Origin of the sequence: Telmatobacter bradus (assembly GCF_048629425.1) — a bacterium.
In the GTDB taxonomy this organism is placed as follows: domain Bacteria; phylum Acidobacteriota; class Terriglobia; order Terriglobales; family Acidobacteriaceae; genus Telmatobacter; species Telmatobacter bradus.
The window spans coordinates 1,610,234-1,629,120 of record NZ_CP184532.1 but is presented as its reverse complement, the minus strand read 5'-3'; the positions used below and the strand labels follow the sequence as shown (position 1 = coordinate 1,629,120).

Below are 18,887 nucleotides of genomic sequence, written 5' to 3'. Positions count from 1 at the left end.
GGCCCGGTCTCGGCCGGGCCAAACCGTTTCACATGCTTTGGTATGTTGGGATGGAGCAGGGGTTTTCCATGGAATTGACAGGTCGTTCGTTCATCGGAAAAGAACGCGGCGCAAGCGCTGCTGTTTTTTACGGAATCAATCCTTTGACCGGAGCGCAGCTGGAACCGGGCTATGCCGAAGCCTGCGCGGAAGAGGTTGAGCGCGCCGTGCAGTTGGCGGCCGAGGCCGCTGGTCCCTTTGCGGCAGCTTCAGGTCAGCAACGCGCTGCCTTGCTGCGTCGCATCGCCGACAAAATCGATGCAGTAGCTGAGCCGCTCATCGAGCGTGCCCATGCGGAAAGCGGCTTGCCGCTGCCCCGTCTGAAGGGCGAAACGGCGCGTACGACGGGGCAATTGCGCCTGTTTGCCAGCATTCTGGAAGAGGGTTCCTGGCTACGCGCTCGCATTGATACGGCACAGCCTGAGCGCAAGCCGCTGTCCCGCCCCGCACTACGCTCGTTGTTGCGTCCCCTCGGTCCTGTGGTTGTCTTCGGTGCCAGTAACTTCCCGCTGGCCTTTTCTACGGCAGGTGGAGATACAGCCGCCGCGCTGGCCGCGGGCTCTCCCGTGATCGTCAAAGCGCATCCGGCACACCCCGCAACCAGTGAGATCGTTGCTGCTGCCATCCAGCAGGCCGTGGCGGAAGAAGGAATGCCGGCAGGGGTGTTTTCTCTGCTCTATAGCGCCGGGAATGAGTTAGGAAAAACGCTGGTGCTGCATCCTCTGGTGCAGGCCGTAGCATTCACTGGTTCGCAGCGTGGTGGCCGTGCATTGATGGATCTGGCTGCCAGCCGTCCTCGGCCAATTCCCTGCTTCGCTGAGATGTCGAGCATCAATCCGCTTTTCGTGCTGCCCAAGTTTCTGGCGGCCGATCCGGAAGGTTTTGCGCAGAATCTTTTTGCTTCCTTCACTCTCGGTTCAGGCCAGTTCTGCACCAAGCCGGGAATCATCTTCTGGACCAAAATGGATGGTGCCGAGGCGTTTGTTACGCGCCTGAAGAAGCTGGTCGATGCTGCTACGCCGTTGCCGTTGTTGACGGCTGGCATCGCCAAGGCCTACGGGCAGTTGACCGTCGAACGGGCGCAGCAGTCCACGCGCGAGGCCGAAGCCAAAGCAGCAGCCGAAGCGCCCTTCTGCAATGCCGCGCCACATCTCTACAGCACAACGCTGGCCGAGCTGGAAAAGCATCCCACGCTCGCCGAAGAAATCTTCGGGCCGACGACGCTGCTGGTTGAGTGCCCCTATCTTGCCAGCTACGTACGTGCTGCCGCCGCCCTCGACGGGCAGTTGACCGCGACCATCTTTGGCACAGATGCCGATTTTGCTGCCCAGCAGGAGCTGATTACCGTGCTGGCCACCAAGGCGGGCCGCGTGATTGCCAATGCCTTTCCTACAGGCGTTGAGGTCTCGCATGCGATGGTGCATGGCGGACCTTATCCGGCGGCATCCGATGCGCGCTTTACTTCGGTGGGTACGCGGGCCATCGATCGCTTCGTGCGCCCGGTCTGCTATCAGGATCTACCCGATGCTCTGTTGCCCGCCGAACTACAGAACGCCAATCCGCTGGGCATTCTGCGCTTGGTCGATGGCGTTGAAACCCGTTCCTCGTTGTAACAGATCTTTGCCAGAAGAAGCAGAAAGGGGAGCCGCGATGGCTCCCCTTGTTTTTTTGCGAATCTTGCGCGCTACCAGCTGCCGCGCTCCCCAAAGATTTCAATCACGCTGGCCAGGCGTTGACAGCCAAGCTCCCAGTTGGCGCGCAATGCGGCTTCAAGCCGGTCAGCGTCGCCTGCGTCGAGTGCGGCGATAATCTCCTCGTGCTCCTTCACGGAGTAGGAAAGCTGATTTGTGATTGAGCTGGCATAAAGCCGCCAATAGCGCTCGGTCTGCGGCTCAATGGCGCGGTGTAGCGCGTTCAGGCGCTGTCCGGATCCAGCGTCCACAATCAGCCGATGAAACTCATGATCCAGATCGAAGATATTGGTGTTCTGCATGCTCTGGTCAGAGGCAATGCGGCTCAGTTCCTCATTGATCTTGCGCAACGGCGTCACCAGCAGCGTGCGCTCGGCCTTGGAGCGCTCAGCGGCACGGCGGCCAGCCAGTCCCTCAATGCGCGCAATCAGCGGATACAACTCAAAGGCATCTTCCCTGGTGAGCGGAGCCACCACCATACGCGCCTTGGAGCCGTTGCGGTGCTCGATGATGTAGCCCTCGCGCTGCAACAGATAGAGCGCGCCGCGTACCGGTGTGCGGCTCAGGTTCAGATGCTCGCACAGGTCGCCTTCGACGATCCACATGCCGGGCGCCATGCGGCCTTGAACGATCAGATCGCGGATGCGCAGAAAGGCTGAATCGACGCTGGTTCCGTGTTCGGCCTTGGCGGCCTTGGGGCGCTTGGTTTTTGTGCCTGTAACGGGCATGGATAACTCTTTTCTCATTTCGGCTTCGTAGGTCTTTTTTACGACGAAACCCATCGGACAAATTTCACCTTATACAGCATACAACGAGGAATACATAAAACTCTGTGCTCTGTTTCTGCTTGCAACGCAATTGGGTGAAGCAATCTCGCCCACCGGGATGAGCGTGCTCAAAACATGCATTGGAAGGCAAAAAAATAGGTCCTTGCGCTGGTTGGCGCAAGGACCGGAAGTGGACAAGACAGTTTAGAACTCGAAGTTAGCGCGGATTTCGATGTGCCGTGGACTGTTGGAGACCTGCGCCATTCCGAAGCTGGTCGACTGCACGTTGGCGCTGAGCATGGCATAGGAAGGAATGTTGCCGAAGACCGGGTGGTTCCAGACGTTCAGGAACTCGCCCTGCAGGCGGAAGCGCATGTTGTTATGCACGGCCACACTCTTCGAGAGGGACAGGTCGTGATAGAAACCATGCGGTCCGTAAAGGTAGATCACATCGCCGATGGTGCCGGGCGTCGTGTTCGGGTTGATGTAGGTGGTGTTGGCGCCGCCGCCACTCGAACTCGCAAGATACTTGGGATTGATCGTGGTGGCATAGATGCTGCCCGGAATACGGTGTACGCCAACCGCCTTCTGCAACTGCTTGCGGGTAACGCCGCTCAGTGTGACGCCGCTATCGGCGTAGTCATTGTAGGTGTAGTTGCCGCCCAGAATCTGCGTGGGTGAACCGCTCTGGAAGGTGATGATGGAACCTACCGTCCAGTCGCCAACAAAACGACTCACCAGTGCGTTATTCCCCAGGAAAGGCTTGTTCTTGCCAAAGGGCAGATCGTAGGTACCGTTCCAGTGGAAGGACTGGCGAATGTCATACGGCGTAGGACCATAGCTGAGGTGCTTGTTGCGCAAGGTCATCACGTTGTCGCCGCCGCCGGTCCAGTTCAACGTCGAACCAATGCCCAGCGTCTTGCCAAAGGTATAGTTGGTGTCAAAGGCCAAGCCCTTCCAGTTCTGCATGCGGTAGTCAACCTGCAGCGCGTGGTAGGTGCTAAAGCCGATGGCCGTCATATAGCTGGTCGATTGTCCGGCTGCGTAGGGGTTGGCCTGGAAGAAGTTGGTCGCGTAGCCTGCGCCTGAGCTGGTCGATCCGGCATTGGTCGCGCAGGGCGTAAAGCTGGTGCCAACCAAATTACAGAAGTAGGTCGTCGTACCACTGACGCCGCTCAGATCCGAAGCAATGTAGCCCGCCTGTCCGGTTTCAATCAGGTTCAGGAAGGTGCTGTTGGCATAGTCAACCACGGCACCGGTAGTGTCGGTTGACTCGCCTGCGAAGGCTGCATCGAAGATTGGCAGCTTGCTCTGGCCGCCCAGTCCGCGATAGGCAAAGCTTTCGACGCCCGCCGCGTGGTTGGCCTTGTAGTTGGCCTGCGCATTCTTGAACTCGGTCAAAAATCCGTTCTCAAAGATGTTGACTTCGTTCGGATCAATCGCCAGCCACTGGTGCAGTGAGCGGTTGCCGTTGTAGCGCACTTCCAAAGCGCTGTGGCCGAACTGGCGCTCGATACCGAAGTTCCAGCTCTCGTTGTACGGTTGCTTGATGTGCGGATCCATGCCGGTCATCGAGAGTGTATTGAGGAAGGTGAAGTCCGACAGAGACTCGGATTTCAGATAGCTGGTAGGTGACAGTCCGTAGGCCGGCATGGTGCTGCCCAGCGCCAGCGAACCAGGCGTGAAGGTTCCCTTCTCTCCGGTATTATTGGCGTTCAGGTAGAAGCTCTGGTAGAAGAACGCGCCATAGGCCGAGGCGTTATCCCAGTAGTACTGCTGCGGCATGGTGTAGCGGCGCAGGCTGAATCCGCCGCGCACAACCGTCTGGCTGCGACCCACCAGCTTGCCCAGAAAGCCCTTGGGCTCTTCCGGAGTCCAGGCAAAACCGAAGGCCGGCTGGGGCGAAACATCCCACGGCGAGTAGGCGTGCTGACGCGCGTCGATGGTCGGGTTGCTGGTACCGGTTTCCACACCCGGATTGAAGAGATTGCCGATGCCGGAAGGGCCGTAGATCGAGGCCTCCGACAGCGAGTGGTAGGCTCCGGTCAAATCGTAGTTGTCGCCGGTAAAGTCCCAGCGCAGGCCATAGTTCAGCGTCAGGTTGCGGCGCAACTTCCAGGAGTCCTGAAAGAACAGGCCCCAGGCCGTCTGCCGCTCGTCCAGATTGTAGGCACCAATCGAGGTTGCGTATGAGCCCGTCTTCTGCGAATAGGCGTAGCTGCCGCTGACGGAGTCGATGCGACCAGCCAGCACAGCGTAAATATTCTCGGCCTCGCCCAGAATTGTGCTACTGGCATTCGGTAGTGTGCCGTTGGAGCTGTTGGTGAAGGCATTGACCGCAGGATCGCCCGTGGCCAGACCAAGATCGATGTTTGGGAAGCCTGCCGGCGCATTCCAGTAGTGGTCCTGCTCACGATAGCCCGAGAAGCCGAACTTGATTGCGTGCGCGCCCTTCTGCCAGTTCACGGCGTCGGAGACGTTGAGGACCGGGTAGTAGTTGGACGTTGGTTCGGTGAAGACCTGGCCCGACATGCTGCTGTTAAAGCCGTAGTTGCTCAACTGCCAGTAAATCGTCGGATCAGTGGCGTAGTAGGGCTTGGCGTCGGCGGCGTACTGGTGCACGTTGTACAGATAGCCGATCTTGAGCTGGTTGATCATGTTCGGCGTGATGTCGTAATCAAGCCCGTAGGACGCCGTGTAATCGCGCGTATGGTAACTGCCGCCCTGCCCGCTATAGGTCGAGCCCGGGAAGTCGGGTGCGTATTCTCCCGTGATAGTTTGATTGGTCAGGTTCATTGCCAGATTCATGCGCAACCGCTGCGAGGCGTTGTAGTCGATGCGCACCGTTGGATAGTATTCGATGTTGGGTTTGGCCGTCTGCCAGTTGATCTGATTGATGTTGCTGTCGGAGGTCGTGCTACTGGCACCCGAACTGAGCGAGCCGTTGATCGACGACAGCTCACTGGCAATAGTGCTGTTGACCGTGGTGGGCAGGCTCGTGCCGTTGTTGGTGTTGTACTTGGAGGCCAACGTCAGCAGGTTCACCGTCTGCGTGGTTCCAGTGGTGTCGGTATAGGTGAAGTTGCCGGACTGCGTTGCGCTGGTCAGATAATTGTTGGTGTCGGTCGCGCTGCTGCGATCGCGGTGCGAGGAAATGCCACCGAAAAAGAACAGTTTGTCATGCAGAATCGGACCGCCGACGCTGCCACCAAAATCGTTATAGACCACCTTGTTGCGGCGCTCTCCCTCAACCTTGTTGGCATAGCTATTGGCGTAAAGTGCATTGTTGCGCGCGTCCTCAAACAGACGGCCGTGATACTGGTTGGTGCCGGCACGGGTCACAAAGTTCATCTGCATCGTGGCCATGCCGAATCCCTCATCCAGATCCAACTGGTCGGTCACAATCGACATCTCGGCGATGTTTTCCAGACGCGGCGTAGCCGATGGTTCGATTCCGCCATCGTACTTGCCGCGGGTAGGCGCGCCCACCACGCCATCCACGTTCGATCCCTGATTGCTGAACTGCTGGCCATTCCAGACGCCCGTGCTGCTGCCCGGCGTTCCGGTATAGCCGGCCGAGAGCGAACCCAGCGAGGTCAGGTCGCGCCCGGCCATGGGCAGATCCTCGATGCGCTTCAGGTCGATTACCTGGCCAATCGAGTTCGAGTTGGTGTCGAGCAACGGAGCCGCATCGGCGCTGACGGCAACGGTTTCACTGGCATTGCCCACCTTAAGAATCAGCGTGACGCTGGTGGTTTGCGAAGAGTGGACCTCGATGGTCTCCTGCAGGGCGTTTGCGTAGTTGTCTTTGCTGGCTTTGAGCTGGTAGGTGCCGATGGGCAGCCCCACAAACTGGTAATTGCCCTGGCTTTGTGTGGTGGCCGTGCGCACGTCGTTAGTGGCAAGCGCCGTCAGTTCCAGGTGCACATCGGGGATCACTGCCCCCGAATTGTCCTCAACCGTAGCGGCAATCTTGCCCTGTGCGCCGGACTGGGCGCGCGCGAGCGGCCCAAGGGCCGTCAAGAGGCAGAACAGGGATGTTCCGAGGGTGCGGAACCATAGTCTACAAAGCATCGTTAGACTCCTTTTAGCGTTGGCCTAGCCAAAATGAAGAGAGAGCGGCAAAGAAAGCGACCAGAGCCGTTATTGGTACGGAATTGTCAGGAGCGTTGGCGGTCTGCGGGGAACAGCATCGCGTACGCATGTACGGCATTTCTTAGTACGTCATTATGTATGCGAGAATGTATTTATTGCAAGACGAAAAACGGAAATAATTTCTTCTTCTGCCTAGAAATGCCTGCTGGGGCACTACAAAGCAGCACACTGCACTTTTCCAGCCGCAAGAACGGCTCAACCGCTGGAGCGATGCTGCCCTCTTTTTGCCCTATAGAAAGACAATCTTCAAGTGCCTGAAATAGGAGTATTTCTATTTTCAATGTATACAAAGAGGCTCCATATTATGGAGCCTCTTTCTGCTGCCACCGTTGCCTAAGCCAGACTCAGCGGCTGTGGCTTGTCTCAGGGGCAACAGGAGAAGTGCCCGCAGAAGCATTTTTCGCCTCCGGCTGATTCCAGTTGGGCGTGGCTGCTCCCTCCAGATTGCGCACGAAAAAGTCCATCAGCTTACGCGCGCCCCAGTCGCCGCCCGCGCCGTGGCCGCCGCCGGGAACAACCGCCAGTTCAAAGTCCTTGTCGGCCTTGATGAGCCGGTCAACGACCTGCAGAGTAGTAGATGGATCCACATTTTTGTCCATCTCACCCACCACCAGCAGCAGCTTGCCTTCCAGCCGCCAGGCGTTGTCCACATTCGAGCTTTCCGCGTACCAGGGACCGACCGGCCAGCCCATCCACTGCTCGTTCCACCAGATCTTGTCCATGCGGTTGTCGTGGCTGCCGCAGTTGGCCACAGCGGCCTTGTAGAACTCCGGATGGAAGAGCAGCGCTGCCAGCGCATTCTGTCCGCCGGCCGAAGTGCCAAAGACGCCCACGCGGTTCACGTCATACCAAGGGTGCGCGGCGGCATAAGCCTTGTGCCACAGAATGCGATCTGCAAAGCCAGCATCTTTCAGATTGCGCCAAGCCACATCGTGAAAGGCGCGCGAACGGTTGTTGGTGCCCATGCCATCCATCTGCACCACCACAAATCCCAGTTCGGTGAGCGGCTCGGCACGCGAGGAAAAGCTCTTGGGCACAAACGATCCCTGCGGTCCTGCGTAAATATCTTCAACCACCGGATATTTCTTTTGGGGGTCGAAGTGCGCAGGCTTGTAGACAACGCCCCAAATCGCGGTTTTGCCGTCGCGTCCGGGTGCGTGGAAGACCTCTGGCGCTTTCCATCCTGTGGCCAACAGCTTACTCGCATCTGCCTTGTCCACGCTCAGGCGTTCGGAGCCGTCGGCATTGCGCAGCACCATCGTCGGCGGCAAATCAACGCGCGACCAGGTATCCACAAAGTAGCGACCATCCGGCGACCAGCTCAAAGTATGGTCAGCCTTTTCCGGCGTCAGTTCCGTCATGCCCGTGCCGTCCAGCTGGATTCTGTAGGCATGCACAAAGTACGGGTCCTCGTCAGGATGTACACCACTGGCCTCAAAGAAGAGGGTGCCGGTCTTCTCGTCGATGCGATCCACTGCCCTCACCACCCAGTCGCCCTTGGTAATCTGGCGAAGAACCTGACCGGTTTTGCCGTCGTAAAGGTACAGATGCTCCCAGCCGTCGCGCTCACTGGCCCAGACAATCTGACGGCCATCTTCCAGATTGGCGCGGAAAGTCTTGCCGTGGTCGTACTGGTCCCGCGTGAGCGGCGGATAGTTGACGACGGTATCGGCCTTTTCTTCGATGAGCACGCGCGGCTGCGCACTGTGGGCATCAACCTCAATCACGCGGTAGACCTGATGACCGCGCTGATTGTCCTCGAAGGTAAAGCCGCGCCCATCCTTCCACCACTGCAACTCGCCAAGCTCATACGGATTGGGAAAGAGCGTGTTATCGATGCTGACTGCAGTACGTTTGGCCACATCGATCAGCACCGGCTGCGGCAGAGCCAGCGCATCGCCGGCCTTGGGATAGACCATGGCCGAGTCCTTGGGCTGCGACTGATCGGCCGGCGAAGACTCCACATAATGCACCAGCCGCCGATAGCCGGGACGTACGCGATAGACGGCAATCTGCTTGGAATCAGGCGACCAGGCAATGGTTTCCAGCGCGTAGTAATTACCCGCGCTACCGTCGGTCGTGATCTGATTTTTCTGCGCGGGATCTTTGCTGGAACAAACAAAAAGATTGTCGTCTTCAATGTAGGCTTCCCACTGCCCATCGGGCGAGGCGACAGGATGCACATTGCCGTTGATGCGGCGCGGGGTAAAGTCGTAGCCCTCGTCTTCCGGATCGTGCGGGGGCTCGGGCGGCAGAGCTTCGCCGTGACAAACATAGTCGGTCAGCGTGCAGCTCCAGTGCTTTTCCGCCGCATCAAAGGCCAGCGTGCTCAGAGCCGCATCCAGCGTAGGAGTGACGAAGGGAAGATGCTGCGGCGTAACTGGCTTACCCATTGCGCCGGTAAGCGCAGCGGCCAACCGCACTGCATCAAAGGCCGGCTGCACGGTTTTGGCGTCGGCATCGACGGCTACAAACTCAAAACCGTCGCCCACGCTGCGACGATAGACAAAACGGCTGGAGCCGGCGATCCACTCCGGCGCATCAGGCATGTGTTCAACCAGCGTGCGGGTGTGATTGCGCAAGCCAAGCGCTCGGTCGTAGTCGGCGCGCGTCCACTGTGCGGCCAAGGGAAGCGCGCCTCCCGCAAGGGCGGACAAAAGCAGCGCGCGCTGGGCAAAGGAAGTCATAAAAGCACGACTCATACAAGCCAAAAACATGAAAAACCTCCGGCGAAAGAATCAGGGAAAAATGTCAGGCAACGGGTGCGTTGTTTTCCATCTCGACTTCCGCCGCCAAAGTTGCAACTGTGGCTGGCGTGACAGGTGGACGCATACTTTGACGCGGCCATCCGTAAAGTTCCTTGGTGGCCGATCCGCAGGTGCGTCCCTGACAGGCTCCCATGCCGCAACGGGTGCTGAGCTTGGCTGCGCGCCAGTCGTGCGTGTTGCGCAGATCCTTGTGGCGAATGTCTTCACAACGGCAGATGATGGTATCGCCAGTAACAGCATCGAACAGCTCGGAACGCAGTTTGTATGCAGCGTCGAGCGCATGGGCGAAGGCATACTGCCTGCGGCGTGCTCCACGCAAAGCGCATGCTTTTTCCAGCTTGCCCGCAACCGTGAGCGCCGCGATTTTCGCTTCGACCAAGGCCTTGTTCAGTCCGCCAATACCGGTCAGTTCGCCAACGCAGAAAACACCTTCGACCGATGTGCGCTGCAGCTCATCCACCTGAACGTAGCCAGAGTGCTCGGCGCAGTCGAAGAGCTGTGGCAGCTCCAGATTCGGCACCAGATGATAGCCAACGGCCAGCAGATCGCAGGCAATGCGCTGCTGATTGTGCCCGTCGGTGACGACGACGGCTTCCAGCTTTTCCTTGCCCTCGGCACGCACCACCCAGCGGCCGGTTTGCAACTGCACGGGAAAAATCTGCGCCGTGTAGCCAGCGCCTTCCAACAGTTTGGCTGGTTGCGTGGCCAGCGCCGGAAGCAGCGTCAGCATCTGACGCACCGATGCCTGCTCAAAGAGCCCAACCAGTTGCGCGCCTTTCTGTTTAGCCAGCGCTGCTACCGGAAAGAGCAAGGGGCCGGTTCCAGCCAACACCACACGACGGCCCTTGGGATCAAAGCCCGCCTTCATGAAGGCCTGCAGACCACCAGCGCCCATCACGCCGGGCAACGTCCAGCCGGGAAAAGGAAGCAGACGTTCGCGTGCGCCGGTGGCCAGAATCAACTGCTGAAAGCCAACGTCCTCGGCCGCACCATTCGCCTCCAGGCGCAGTGTGTGCGGCGCAACCCGCGCCACTACCCGGTGGCCGCTGAGCACCTGCGCGCCGCTCTGGAACAACCGCCTCGCCCAGTGGTGAAACTCCGTAGCATGGCTTGCGGATTTACCAGTGGCCACGCCCCGCCAGATCTGGCCTCCGGGCGCGGAATTTTCGTCGACAAGGCAAACACGCAAGCCGTCTTCGGCGGCTAATGTTGCCGCGGCCATGCCGCCCGGCCCACCGCCAATCACCAACAGGTCATAGTACTTCATCCGGTGATTACCTCCATGGCTTCAGTGCAGAGAATCTGGCAGGTTCTTTGCTGTGGTGCGCCGTTGACCGTGGCGCGACACTCCATGCAAACGCCCATGCCGCAGACCGGCGTGCGCGGCTGGCCCGAAACCGAGCGCCGACTGGACGCACCGGCCATCAGAAGCGCGGCCGCCACGGTGGTTCCGGCGGTCACGGTCAGCGGACGGCCATCAATGATGAGAGTAAGATTTTCAGACATAAGTCGCCCTTTATCTGAGAGTTTGCGGGAGCGGCAGCGCTTGCGGAGCCGCCGGGTTCACGTTGTGCTCTAAAATGACTCCATTATTGCATGCATTTTTGTATATTATGGAATTTCATTCTGCTTCTCAACGCTGTTCATCCCGATCTTTGGAGGCCGTGGTGAAATTTTTCTCTCTCTGTCTTGGTTCTCTTTCTCTTGGTTCCCTTGCTCTTGGATCTTTACTGTTGAGCGGTGCTGCCTGGGCCCAGCCCGCACCTGCCAACCCTGTGCAGGCCATGATCGAGCGCTTTACCACCGACCGCGCCCTGCTCGACAACGTCTATCCCGATCCCTTGGCACCGGTCGCGCATGCGCGCATTGCCGCCTTTGACAAGGAATGGCGCGCAAAGCTCTCCGCGGTTCGTTTTGACACGCTCGACCAGGAAGGCAAGGTCGATGCCCTGCTGCTCACCCAGCACATCGCCCGTGAAGAGCATGCGCAGCAACTGGCGGAAAAGCAGTGGAGCGAGGTTGAGCCGCTGCTGCCGATTGCCGACAATGTTTTCGCGCTCGAAGATGCCCGGCGCGCCGTCGAGCGGCCCGATGCGCAAAAGACCGCTGCTTTGCTGGCCCAGATGAGCGATGCTCTGACCGCCAAACGCAAGGAGCTTGAGGCGGACGGAGCCAAGCGCCCCAACCACATGACCGCCTGGCGGGCAGCCGACGACCTTGACCTGCTGCATGCGCGCATGAAGCTCTGGTTCACCTTCTATAATGCCTACGACCCGCAGTTCACATGGTGGGTGGATCAGCCCTGGAAGCAGCTGGACGCCTCGATGAGCCAGTACGAGGGCTTTCTGCGCGAAAAGATGGCCGGCATTGCGCCAGACGACAAGGTAACCATCATCGGCACGCCCATTGGCCGCGCAGCGCTCCAGAACGAGCTGGCCGATGAGATGATTCCTTACACGCCCGAGGAACTGGTCGCCATGGCCCGCCAGCAGATGGCCTGGTGTCAGAGCGAGATGATCAAGGCCAGCCGCCAGATGGGCTACGGCGACGACTGGCACAAGGCGCTGGAAGCGGTGAAGAACCACTACGTTGCCCCCGGCGAACAGCCGCAGATGATCTACAAGTTGGCCAAGGAGGGTGAAGAGTACGTCGTCAAGAACAATCTGGTGACGGTGCCGCCGCTGGCCAGTGAGGGCTGGCGGACAGACATGATGACGCCTGAGCAGCAGATGGTCAATCCGTTTTTTACCGGCGGCGACACCATCAATATCAGCTATCCCACCGACGGCATGACCTACGCACAGCGACTGATGAGCATGCGCGGCAACAACTACGGCTTTGCCCATGCAACGGTCTTTCATGAGCTGATTCCCGGCCACTGGCTGCAGATGTACTCCATCGCGCGCAACCGGCCCTATCGCCAGCTCTTCGATACGCCTTTCTGGATCGAAGGCAATGCCCTCTATTGGGAGCTGACCCTGTGGGATCACGGCTTTGACAACACGCCCGAGGAGCGCATCGGAGCGCTGTTCTGGCGCATGCATCGCTGCGCGCGCATCATCTTCTCACTCAGCTTCCATCTGGGCCAGATGACGCCCGAACAGGCCACCGATTTCCTGGTCAATGAGGTCGGCCACGAACGCGACAATGCTGCAGCCGAGGTGCGCCGCTCCTTCAATGGAAGCTACGATCCGCTCTACCAGTGCGCCTATCTGCTGGGTGGCATGCAGTTCCGTGCTCTGCGGGAAGAGATGGTCAACAGCGGCAAAATGACCGACAAGCAATTCAATGATCGAGTGCTTGAGGAAAATGAGATGCCGATTGAACTGCTGCGCGCACTCATCGAAAACAAGCCGCTTACCGCGGACTACAAGGCCAACTGGCGCTTTCTGGATGCGTCCGTAAACCGCTAAAAAACAATAGCCGCTGGCTCCCGAAAAGAACCAGCGGCTATTGCCTTTTTGTAATCAAATATCCGCTACAAACTTTTCTTCTACTGCCGGGCTCTGCTGCTCTCAGCCACCACCAGATAATTGGTTACGCTAAAGACTCCGCCCACGCCATTGGCGCGTAGATAGGCAATATCCCGGTCGCTTTTGGAATCGACCATGCCGTAGAGTTCAACGTTGCCATTCTGCACCGAGATGCGAATCGGCTTGGCAGGATCGAGCGCATAGCGGTTCAGCGTCGGATAGCCATAGACAGCGCGGGCCACGGCCATGCGCATCCGGTCATCCATCAGGGAAACGGGATCGATCTGCACTTGATCTACGAGGCCTTTCACGCCCGGCATGTAGTCGACCAACGCCACGGCGGAATCACGATCCACTTCGGTACGTGCGTGCCCGGCCAGCGTAACCACGCCGCCCTCCACATGCAAAGCAATGGCGTTGAACATGTTGCCATAGCCCACGCGATCGTACATCAACTTGCGCATCAGCTTGTCTTCAAGCTCCGGATCGGCAATTGCGGGACCGCCCACTTCAATCAGATTGCGCACACTCGTTACACCATGGGTCCGCGCAGCCAGTTTGCCGGCTTCGGCTTTATAGGCGAACAGATCCACTGTGCCAGTAAGCGTAGCCACATCATTTTCAACGCTGACGCTCACATTGTGCAGTTGCTTCTTATCCAGCCGTGTGTGCGCCTCGGCCTGCATGGGGTTGGACGGTTGCACCGCAGCCTGCGCCTGGGCAGAGGAGGAAACAGAAAAACTCGCAGCCGCAAGCAACGGGGCGGCCAGCGCAGCGCCAATCAACAAATTGTTTCTTTTCATAACTCAACCTCACTGCCTTCCATCAAATTTCAGCTTTCGGCCGCATGTGCCGTCCGGGGAGCGGCCAGCTCTACATCTGTAGACACAAAACCCGCAAAAAAGTTACACAAAAGAAAATTCTCTCCATCCCGTCCTCCCCAATTCCATCCCCTGCTCCAATCGCAAAACAATTCATTAGCGATAGCGACGGGTGGCCTTGAGGACCATCGAAAAAACGCCGGACTCATCCCGCGCCATCACCAGAGAAACATGGCGATTGATGGCCACTTCCGCCTGAATCAGCTGCTGCCCGGTGGTGTTCACGTTGGTGGCGTAGGTAAGCGTCAGGTTGCGCCCCAGCTGCGACTCCACGATGATGCGCGAAGTGGAGTTGCCCAAAGCGCCCAGATAATTGGGATCCACCTTGACCGAGCCGGAGCCGAAGAGCCTCTGCACACGGTTGGAGACGGTGGCATTCAGCGCTCCGCCCAACAACGCGTCGGTGGTGGGATTGCTGAGCGCCTGCTGCTGCTGCTGCGTATAGAGCCGCTGCTGATTCTCCGTGCGGCCGAGCGCCAGCAGCGCCACCACGTCGGCCTCGGGCAGCGGCGGATCGCTGTGATAACTGACCGCCATCTTTTCCGTGGTCCCATGCAGACCGAGCGTAATGTCGTAGTCTTCCACGTGTGCCATGGCGTTCAGGTCAATGGAAGGCTCAATGCGCACCGGATTGTTGAAGACAATCTCGCCGCGCTGCAGCTCGTAGCGCGTGCCCGCAATCGTTGCCGTGCCCTCAGTGATCGAGATGCGCCCCAGCAACGTGGGAGTGGCCAGGGTACCGCGCAGGCGCAGATCCACGTCGCCCGCCAGCTTGGCAAAGGCATTCTGGAAGTTCAACTGCGGCGACGAGGTGATATGCACATCCAGCCGGACGTGATTGGTAGGCGCATTGGGCGCGGCAGGTGCATGCACGGCCGAAGTCTGGGCAGCCAGTGCGGCCACATCCAAGTCAGAACTGACGTTAAAGCGCGTGATGAGCACATCGCCCGCCAGTTGCAGATTGTTCTGCGGCCCCTGCAAGCGCAGCGAAGCATCGGCCAGTGAGCTTACGCCCTGCGGATAGCGAATGCGAATTCCCTTGCCCGTTGCGGTCAGATTTGCGTACAGGCCATTCTGATAGCTGAGCGAACCGCCAAAGCTGAGCAAGCCGCCGCCGCTGAGCGCGGTAAGCGACTTCACTTCCAGCCGGTTCTGACTGAACAGCAGCGTACCGTGCAGCTGGCTGAGGCTGTTGGGCACATTTTCCAGCGCGAGCGAACCATTCAAAAAGTCAACCTGCCCCTGCAGATTGGGGTTGTCCAGCGGACCATGCGCCTCAATCTGAAAAGTCGCGACACCGCTAGCGGTCAGGTCAGGATCGATCGTCTGGATCAGCTTCAGGTTCACCGATCCACTGGATGCCATCTGAAGCGCACGCGCACCTTTCAGGGAAAGCGTTCCCCCTATGCGCAGGTTGGTATTTTCTCCCGTCAGGTGCAATGGATCAAGGTGCAGACGCCCATCGTTCAACGTCGCATGCAGGCCATCCTCACCATGCAGCGGAACTCCGGCAAGGGTTGCATCCAGCTCCTGCAGGCGGGCTTCCCCGTGCAGTTGATCAATGTGCGCGAGCGGACCGGAGAGCGTGACCACACCGGCCATGGACGACTCGCCGGTGAAGGCCTGCACATGTGCCAGCTTGAGCAGCGCACCAATGTTGAAGCGGGAAAAATCCACCCGCGTCTGGGTAAAGTAGCCCCCGTCCAAACCTGTCTGACCATGCGCCGTGAGTTCGGCGGCATTCAGGCGGGCGGTCAAATCGTACTGTACGGAGCGATGGGCGATGTGAGCATCCATCTGCACACTGCCCACCGGCTGGCCAGCAACCGCAAAGCCAGCTACCGTTGCATTCAACGACCCCTGCGGATCGTTCAGCGAACCCGAGCCCTGCGCGTGAAAACCAAATTTCCCGCTGGGTTTTGCCGATTGCTTCTGCGCCCAGCCAAGCTGTTCCACTTCAATACCAGCACCCGTTGCCTCCGCCTGAAACTGATGCGAACGCAGGTCAAAGCTTCCCGAAGCCGTAGCCTGACCGGCCGGCAACGCCGCCGTCACCGAATTCAGGCGCAACAACTGCCCGTTGCTTGTTCCCTGCGCACGCAGGCGCTTGACGGGCTCTCCATAGACCACGCCATCCACCAGTTCTGCCCAGCCGGAACCATTGAGCGCATGTAGCGGACCGTCGGCCTGCAACTGCGCATTCAGAAAGCCTGAAACTGGCAGATTCTCACCCAGCAGCGGCTGCACATCGGCAACATCCAGACGCGCAGTCTGCAGTTTCATGTGCAAGGTAGAGTTCGCATCAAAGCTGGGCACACGCGCTGGAGCAGCATCGAGCGAGCCGCTCATGTTCACATGCGCCGCACCCCGCTGTAACCGCGCATGATCAAGAACGACGCGGGTATCGGAGTAACTTCCCGCACCATCGACCTCATCCAGATGCAAAAAGCGCGGCTGCGCGTTTGGCTGCGCTGCGCCAGATCCTGACGTGCTGACCGGCAACGTCTCCAGCGCAAGATCACTCGCCTTGAACGTACCCGCAATCTTCGGATTGAGAAGCGAACCACCCCATGTGCCATGCACGTCGGCCATACCGGTGAGCGCGACAGGCAAGGCTGCTGCGCCCCAACGCCCGCTACGCTTCACACCAAGATCCCGCAGCGCCTGATCGAACTCGCCCAGGTCGCGCGAGCGAAAATCCACGGCCAAAGCCGTGGCGCTGGTCATCGGGTACGCGCCCATCTGGCCATGCGCTTCCAGCTGGCTCATAGGGGTGCGCACCTCCAGCTTGCTCAGGGCCACCGAGCCATCGCGCTGCGTATAGGTGCCGTCCACCACACCGCTGGTAGGAGTCTCTCCCGGCACTGCATGCGCCGAAGGACTCAGACCAAGTTTGGCGGCAACCGAAATCGCGTTTGTGTCGCCCTTGGTCCAGAGGGCCAACGCCGAACCATTGACCTGCGCGTCAAGCCCCAGGCGGTTATAAGGTGCAGTGGCCACCATGTCAAGCAGCGTATCGAGCGTGACGTTTTTAAACTGCGCCTCAACGCGGCCATTCATGGGCACAATCGAGTCAGGCGGACGGGGCGGCGCTACATTGCGATTGGCCGTATGCACCACGGGCGTGGGAGGCGCATCAGCAGGCAGCCACGGCGCCAGATCGACGATGCCTTCCATCTGGCCTCCCGTACGCAAGCGCACCACCACGTCATCAATCAGCAGACGTTTCGGGTCAGCATGCACATTCGCGTCCAGGGCAAGTCCGGTAGCCACCACGCCTGTGCCTATGTAAGACGCATTGGTCAAATGCACCGGACCTTCAATGCGAAAGCCGCCACCGTGGCCATCCAACGCCAGATTCAGATGCGCAACGCCCTCGGGCGTACTCGGATAACCGGTCAGTGGCTCAATCAACCCCAGATCCAGATCACCGGTAACATGAGCCTGCCAGTGCGGGTGGTTATAGTCGGCCAACGCTCCGGAAATATTCAGCGAACGATCCACGCCATCGTGATTGCGTGCCGTCAGACGCAGCATCTGCAGCGTTGCTCCAGTGCGTTGCAAGTCAAGAATGCACTGGAAGTAGCCCCGCACGGCAGGAGTTTTGGCACGCGTGCCACCGGGAGCAATCGTCACATCCACAGCGCCAGCCTCCATGCGATAGCTCTCGGGCTTTTTGCGTGCGGCGGCGGCATAACTCAGGCGCAGCGAAAGATTATTGGCGGCAAAATCTACCGGCTGATAGCGATCCTGAAAATCAAAGGAGGAGGTGCGGTTCTCGTAATGAAGGACTCCGTTGCGCACGGCAATCTGGCCGGCCTTCATGTCGAAGAACTGATCGAGCGTATTGCCGCCGGAGGAGCGGCGAGGACGTGGCGAAGGCAGGTTGGTCGATCCATCCGCGTAAACAATCACGTGCAGCACCGGATGTTCCAGCGTCAGGGAGCGCAGCAGAATGCGCGGACTGAACAGGTCGAGAATGCTGAGCTTGCCTGAGAGGCGGTCCGCGGCAAACAGTGGCTGCTCGCCCTCGTCTTCCAAACCATGCAGCACCAAGCCGCTCATCTCTGCCTCAAGATCCAGCAAGCGCCAGTGAAACTCTGCAATCTGCACACGACCGCCGGTCGCGCTCTCCAGATTGGCGATGGCGCGACGGCGCACAAAATTCTCAAAGCCAGCCGAACTCATCCACGCATAAAGGCTGGCGAGCCCTACCACCAGCACCACCAGAGCCCCTGCCACCGCCAGCGGCACATGACGCAGAAAAAACCGGCGCAGGCGGCTAGGGCGCTTCTTGATCGGCTCGGCAGAGGATTCAGCTCCGCCTACTGGTTCCAGTTCGCTCACGGCTTTGCCTCCTTGGACGCGGAAGGAGCCGCTTCGTCTGCCAGCGCTGGATCCAGCACTTCAATATCTCCCTGTTTGCGCAGGTTGGTAAGCCAGTCTTCGAACAACGCATTCACATGTTGCTCAAGCAAAATTTCCTCAATGCGCGCCTCCACCTGATGAAGCGATGGAATCACCTCTCCTGGCTTGTACTGCGGCACCAGCGTCTGGCGATAGTAGTCCCGCACATCTTCGGCCGGAATGCGAATGCCGGCGCGGAAGCGCAACTCGATAAAGGCAAGAATCTGCAAACGGTAGCGCAAATAGACCATCACGCGTTCGGGCGTCAGGCTATTGGAGGCAAGAAACTCCTTCCACCCCTCATCGGAAGCGCAATTGTGATGCACGCAAGCCGGCAGATTGTGGCGAATCTCATTGAGCCGTTCCTGAACTTCGGTCGGCGATGGATCGATCGACTGCGCCTCTTCCCGGCGGATCTGCTGCTCGATAAGCGAACGACTGATGAGCTGATCAAGAGCATGCGCACGACTGAGCGAGGTTTCGCCCACCAGCGACGGATCGAGCACGGCAATGCGGATTTCGTCGTCCACGTCGCTGGCCAGAATCACATGACGATTCACCACCGCAACGGCACGATCCAGCTCCACGACTTCCGCTGGCACAGTTGTTTTTTCTGCAGAAACCGGGGCATTCTGCGCCTGCAGCACGGTTGCGGCCAGCAGCCCGAAGGCCACCAGAGCGCTTGCCTGCCGGATTGAACTCAAAC

General features: G+C 59.2%; 10 protein-coding genes. 2 read left to right on the top strand and 8 right to left on the bottom strand.

Annotated elements, in window-relative coordinates; translation table 11 throughout:
* Window positions 1–68 precede the first annotated feature (68 nt).
* Window positions 69–1,652 (top strand): aldehyde dehydrogenase (NADP(+)), encoded by a 1,584-nt coding sequence (locus ACOBR2_RS07015; RefSeq protein ID WP_420239320.1) that lies wholly within the window; start codon window positions 69–71, stop codon window positions 1,650–1,652.
* A gap of 71 nt (window positions 1,653–1,723) precedes the next feature.
* Here the strand turns inward: ACOBR2_RS07015 and ACOBR2_RS07010 are convergent, their stop codons facing one another.
* The 5 genes from ACOBR2_RS07010 to ACOBR2_RS06990 all read right to left on the bottom strand — a co-directional run bounded on the left by ACOBR2_RS07010 (window position 1,724) and on the right by ACOBR2_RS06990 (window position 10,926).
* Window positions 1,724–2,458: a GntR family transcriptional regulator gene (locus ACOBR2_RS07010; RefSeq protein ID WP_420239319.1), complete on the bottom strand. Its 735-nt coding sequence runs from the start codon at window positions 2,456–2,458 to the stop codon at window positions 1,724–1,726.
* A 243-nt stretch (window positions 2,459–2,701) separates the two neighbouring features.
* Window positions 2,702–6,571, bottom strand: coding sequence for a carboxypeptidase regulatory-like domain-containing protein (locus ACOBR2_RS07005; RefSeq protein ID WP_420239318.1), 3,870 nt, complete (start codon window positions 6,569–6,571; stop codon window positions 2,702–2,704).
* A 425-nt stretch (window positions 6,572–6,996) separates the two neighbouring features.
* The gene (locus ACOBR2_RS07000; protein WP_420239317.1) at window positions 6,997–9,354 is read right to left on the bottom strand and encodes a DPP IV N-terminal domain-containing protein; all 2,358 of its coding nucleotides are present in this window, start codon (window positions 9,352–9,354) and stop codon (window positions 6,997–6,999) included.
* 49 nt (window positions 9,355–9,403) lie between these two features.
* A complete protein-coding gene (locus ACOBR2_RS06995; protein ID WP_420239316.1) occupies window positions 9,404–10,687 on the bottom strand; it encodes an FAD-dependent oxidoreductase in 1,284 nt (427 codons plus the stop codon).
* Window positions 10,684–10,926: a (2Fe-2S)-binding protein gene (locus tag ACOBR2_RS06990; RefSeq protein WP_420239315.1), complete on the bottom strand. Its 243-nt coding sequence runs from the start codon at window positions 10,924–10,926 to the stop codon at window positions 10,684–10,686. Before ACOBR2_RS06990 ends, ACOBR2_RS06995 begins: the two co-directional genes overlap by 4 nt.
* Before the next feature lie 227 nt (window positions 10,927–11,153).
* Between ACOBR2_RS06990 and ACOBR2_RS06985 the strand changes: the two genes are divergently transcribed.
* On the top strand, window positions 11,154–12,833 hold the full coding sequence (locus ACOBR2_RS06985) for a DUF885 family protein (protein ID WP_420239314.1): 1,680 nt from the start codon (window positions 11,154–11,156) through the stop codon (window positions 12,831–12,833).
* An 80-nt stretch (window positions 12,834–12,913) separates the two neighbouring features.
* Here ACOBR2_RS06985 and ACOBR2_RS06980 read toward each other — a convergent pair whose 3' ends face one another.
* From ACOBR2_RS06980 to ACOBR2_RS06970, 3 genes are all read right to left on the bottom strand, one after another.
* Window positions 12,914–13,696 carry a BON domain-containing protein gene (locus ACOBR2_RS06980; protein ID WP_420239313.1) on the bottom strand — a complete coding sequence of 261 codons (783 nt, stop codon included), beginning with the start codon at window positions 13,694–13,696 and terminating at the stop codon, window positions 12,914–12,916.
* A gap of 174 nt (window positions 13,697–13,870) precedes the next feature.
* Window positions 13,871–18,121: a translocation/assembly module TamB domain-containing protein gene (locus ACOBR2_RS06975; protein WP_420239312.1), complete on the bottom strand. Its 4,251-nt coding sequence runs from the start codon at window positions 18,119–18,121 to the stop codon at window positions 13,871–13,873.
* On the bottom strand, window positions 18,118–18,885 hold the full coding sequence (locus ACOBR2_RS06970; RefSeq protein ID WP_420239311.1) for a hypothetical protein: 768 nt from the start codon (window positions 18,883–18,885) through the stop codon (window positions 18,118–18,120). Before ACOBR2_RS06970 ends, ACOBR2_RS06975 begins: the two co-directional genes overlap by 4 nt.
* Window positions 18,886–18,887 lie beyond the last annotated feature (2 nt).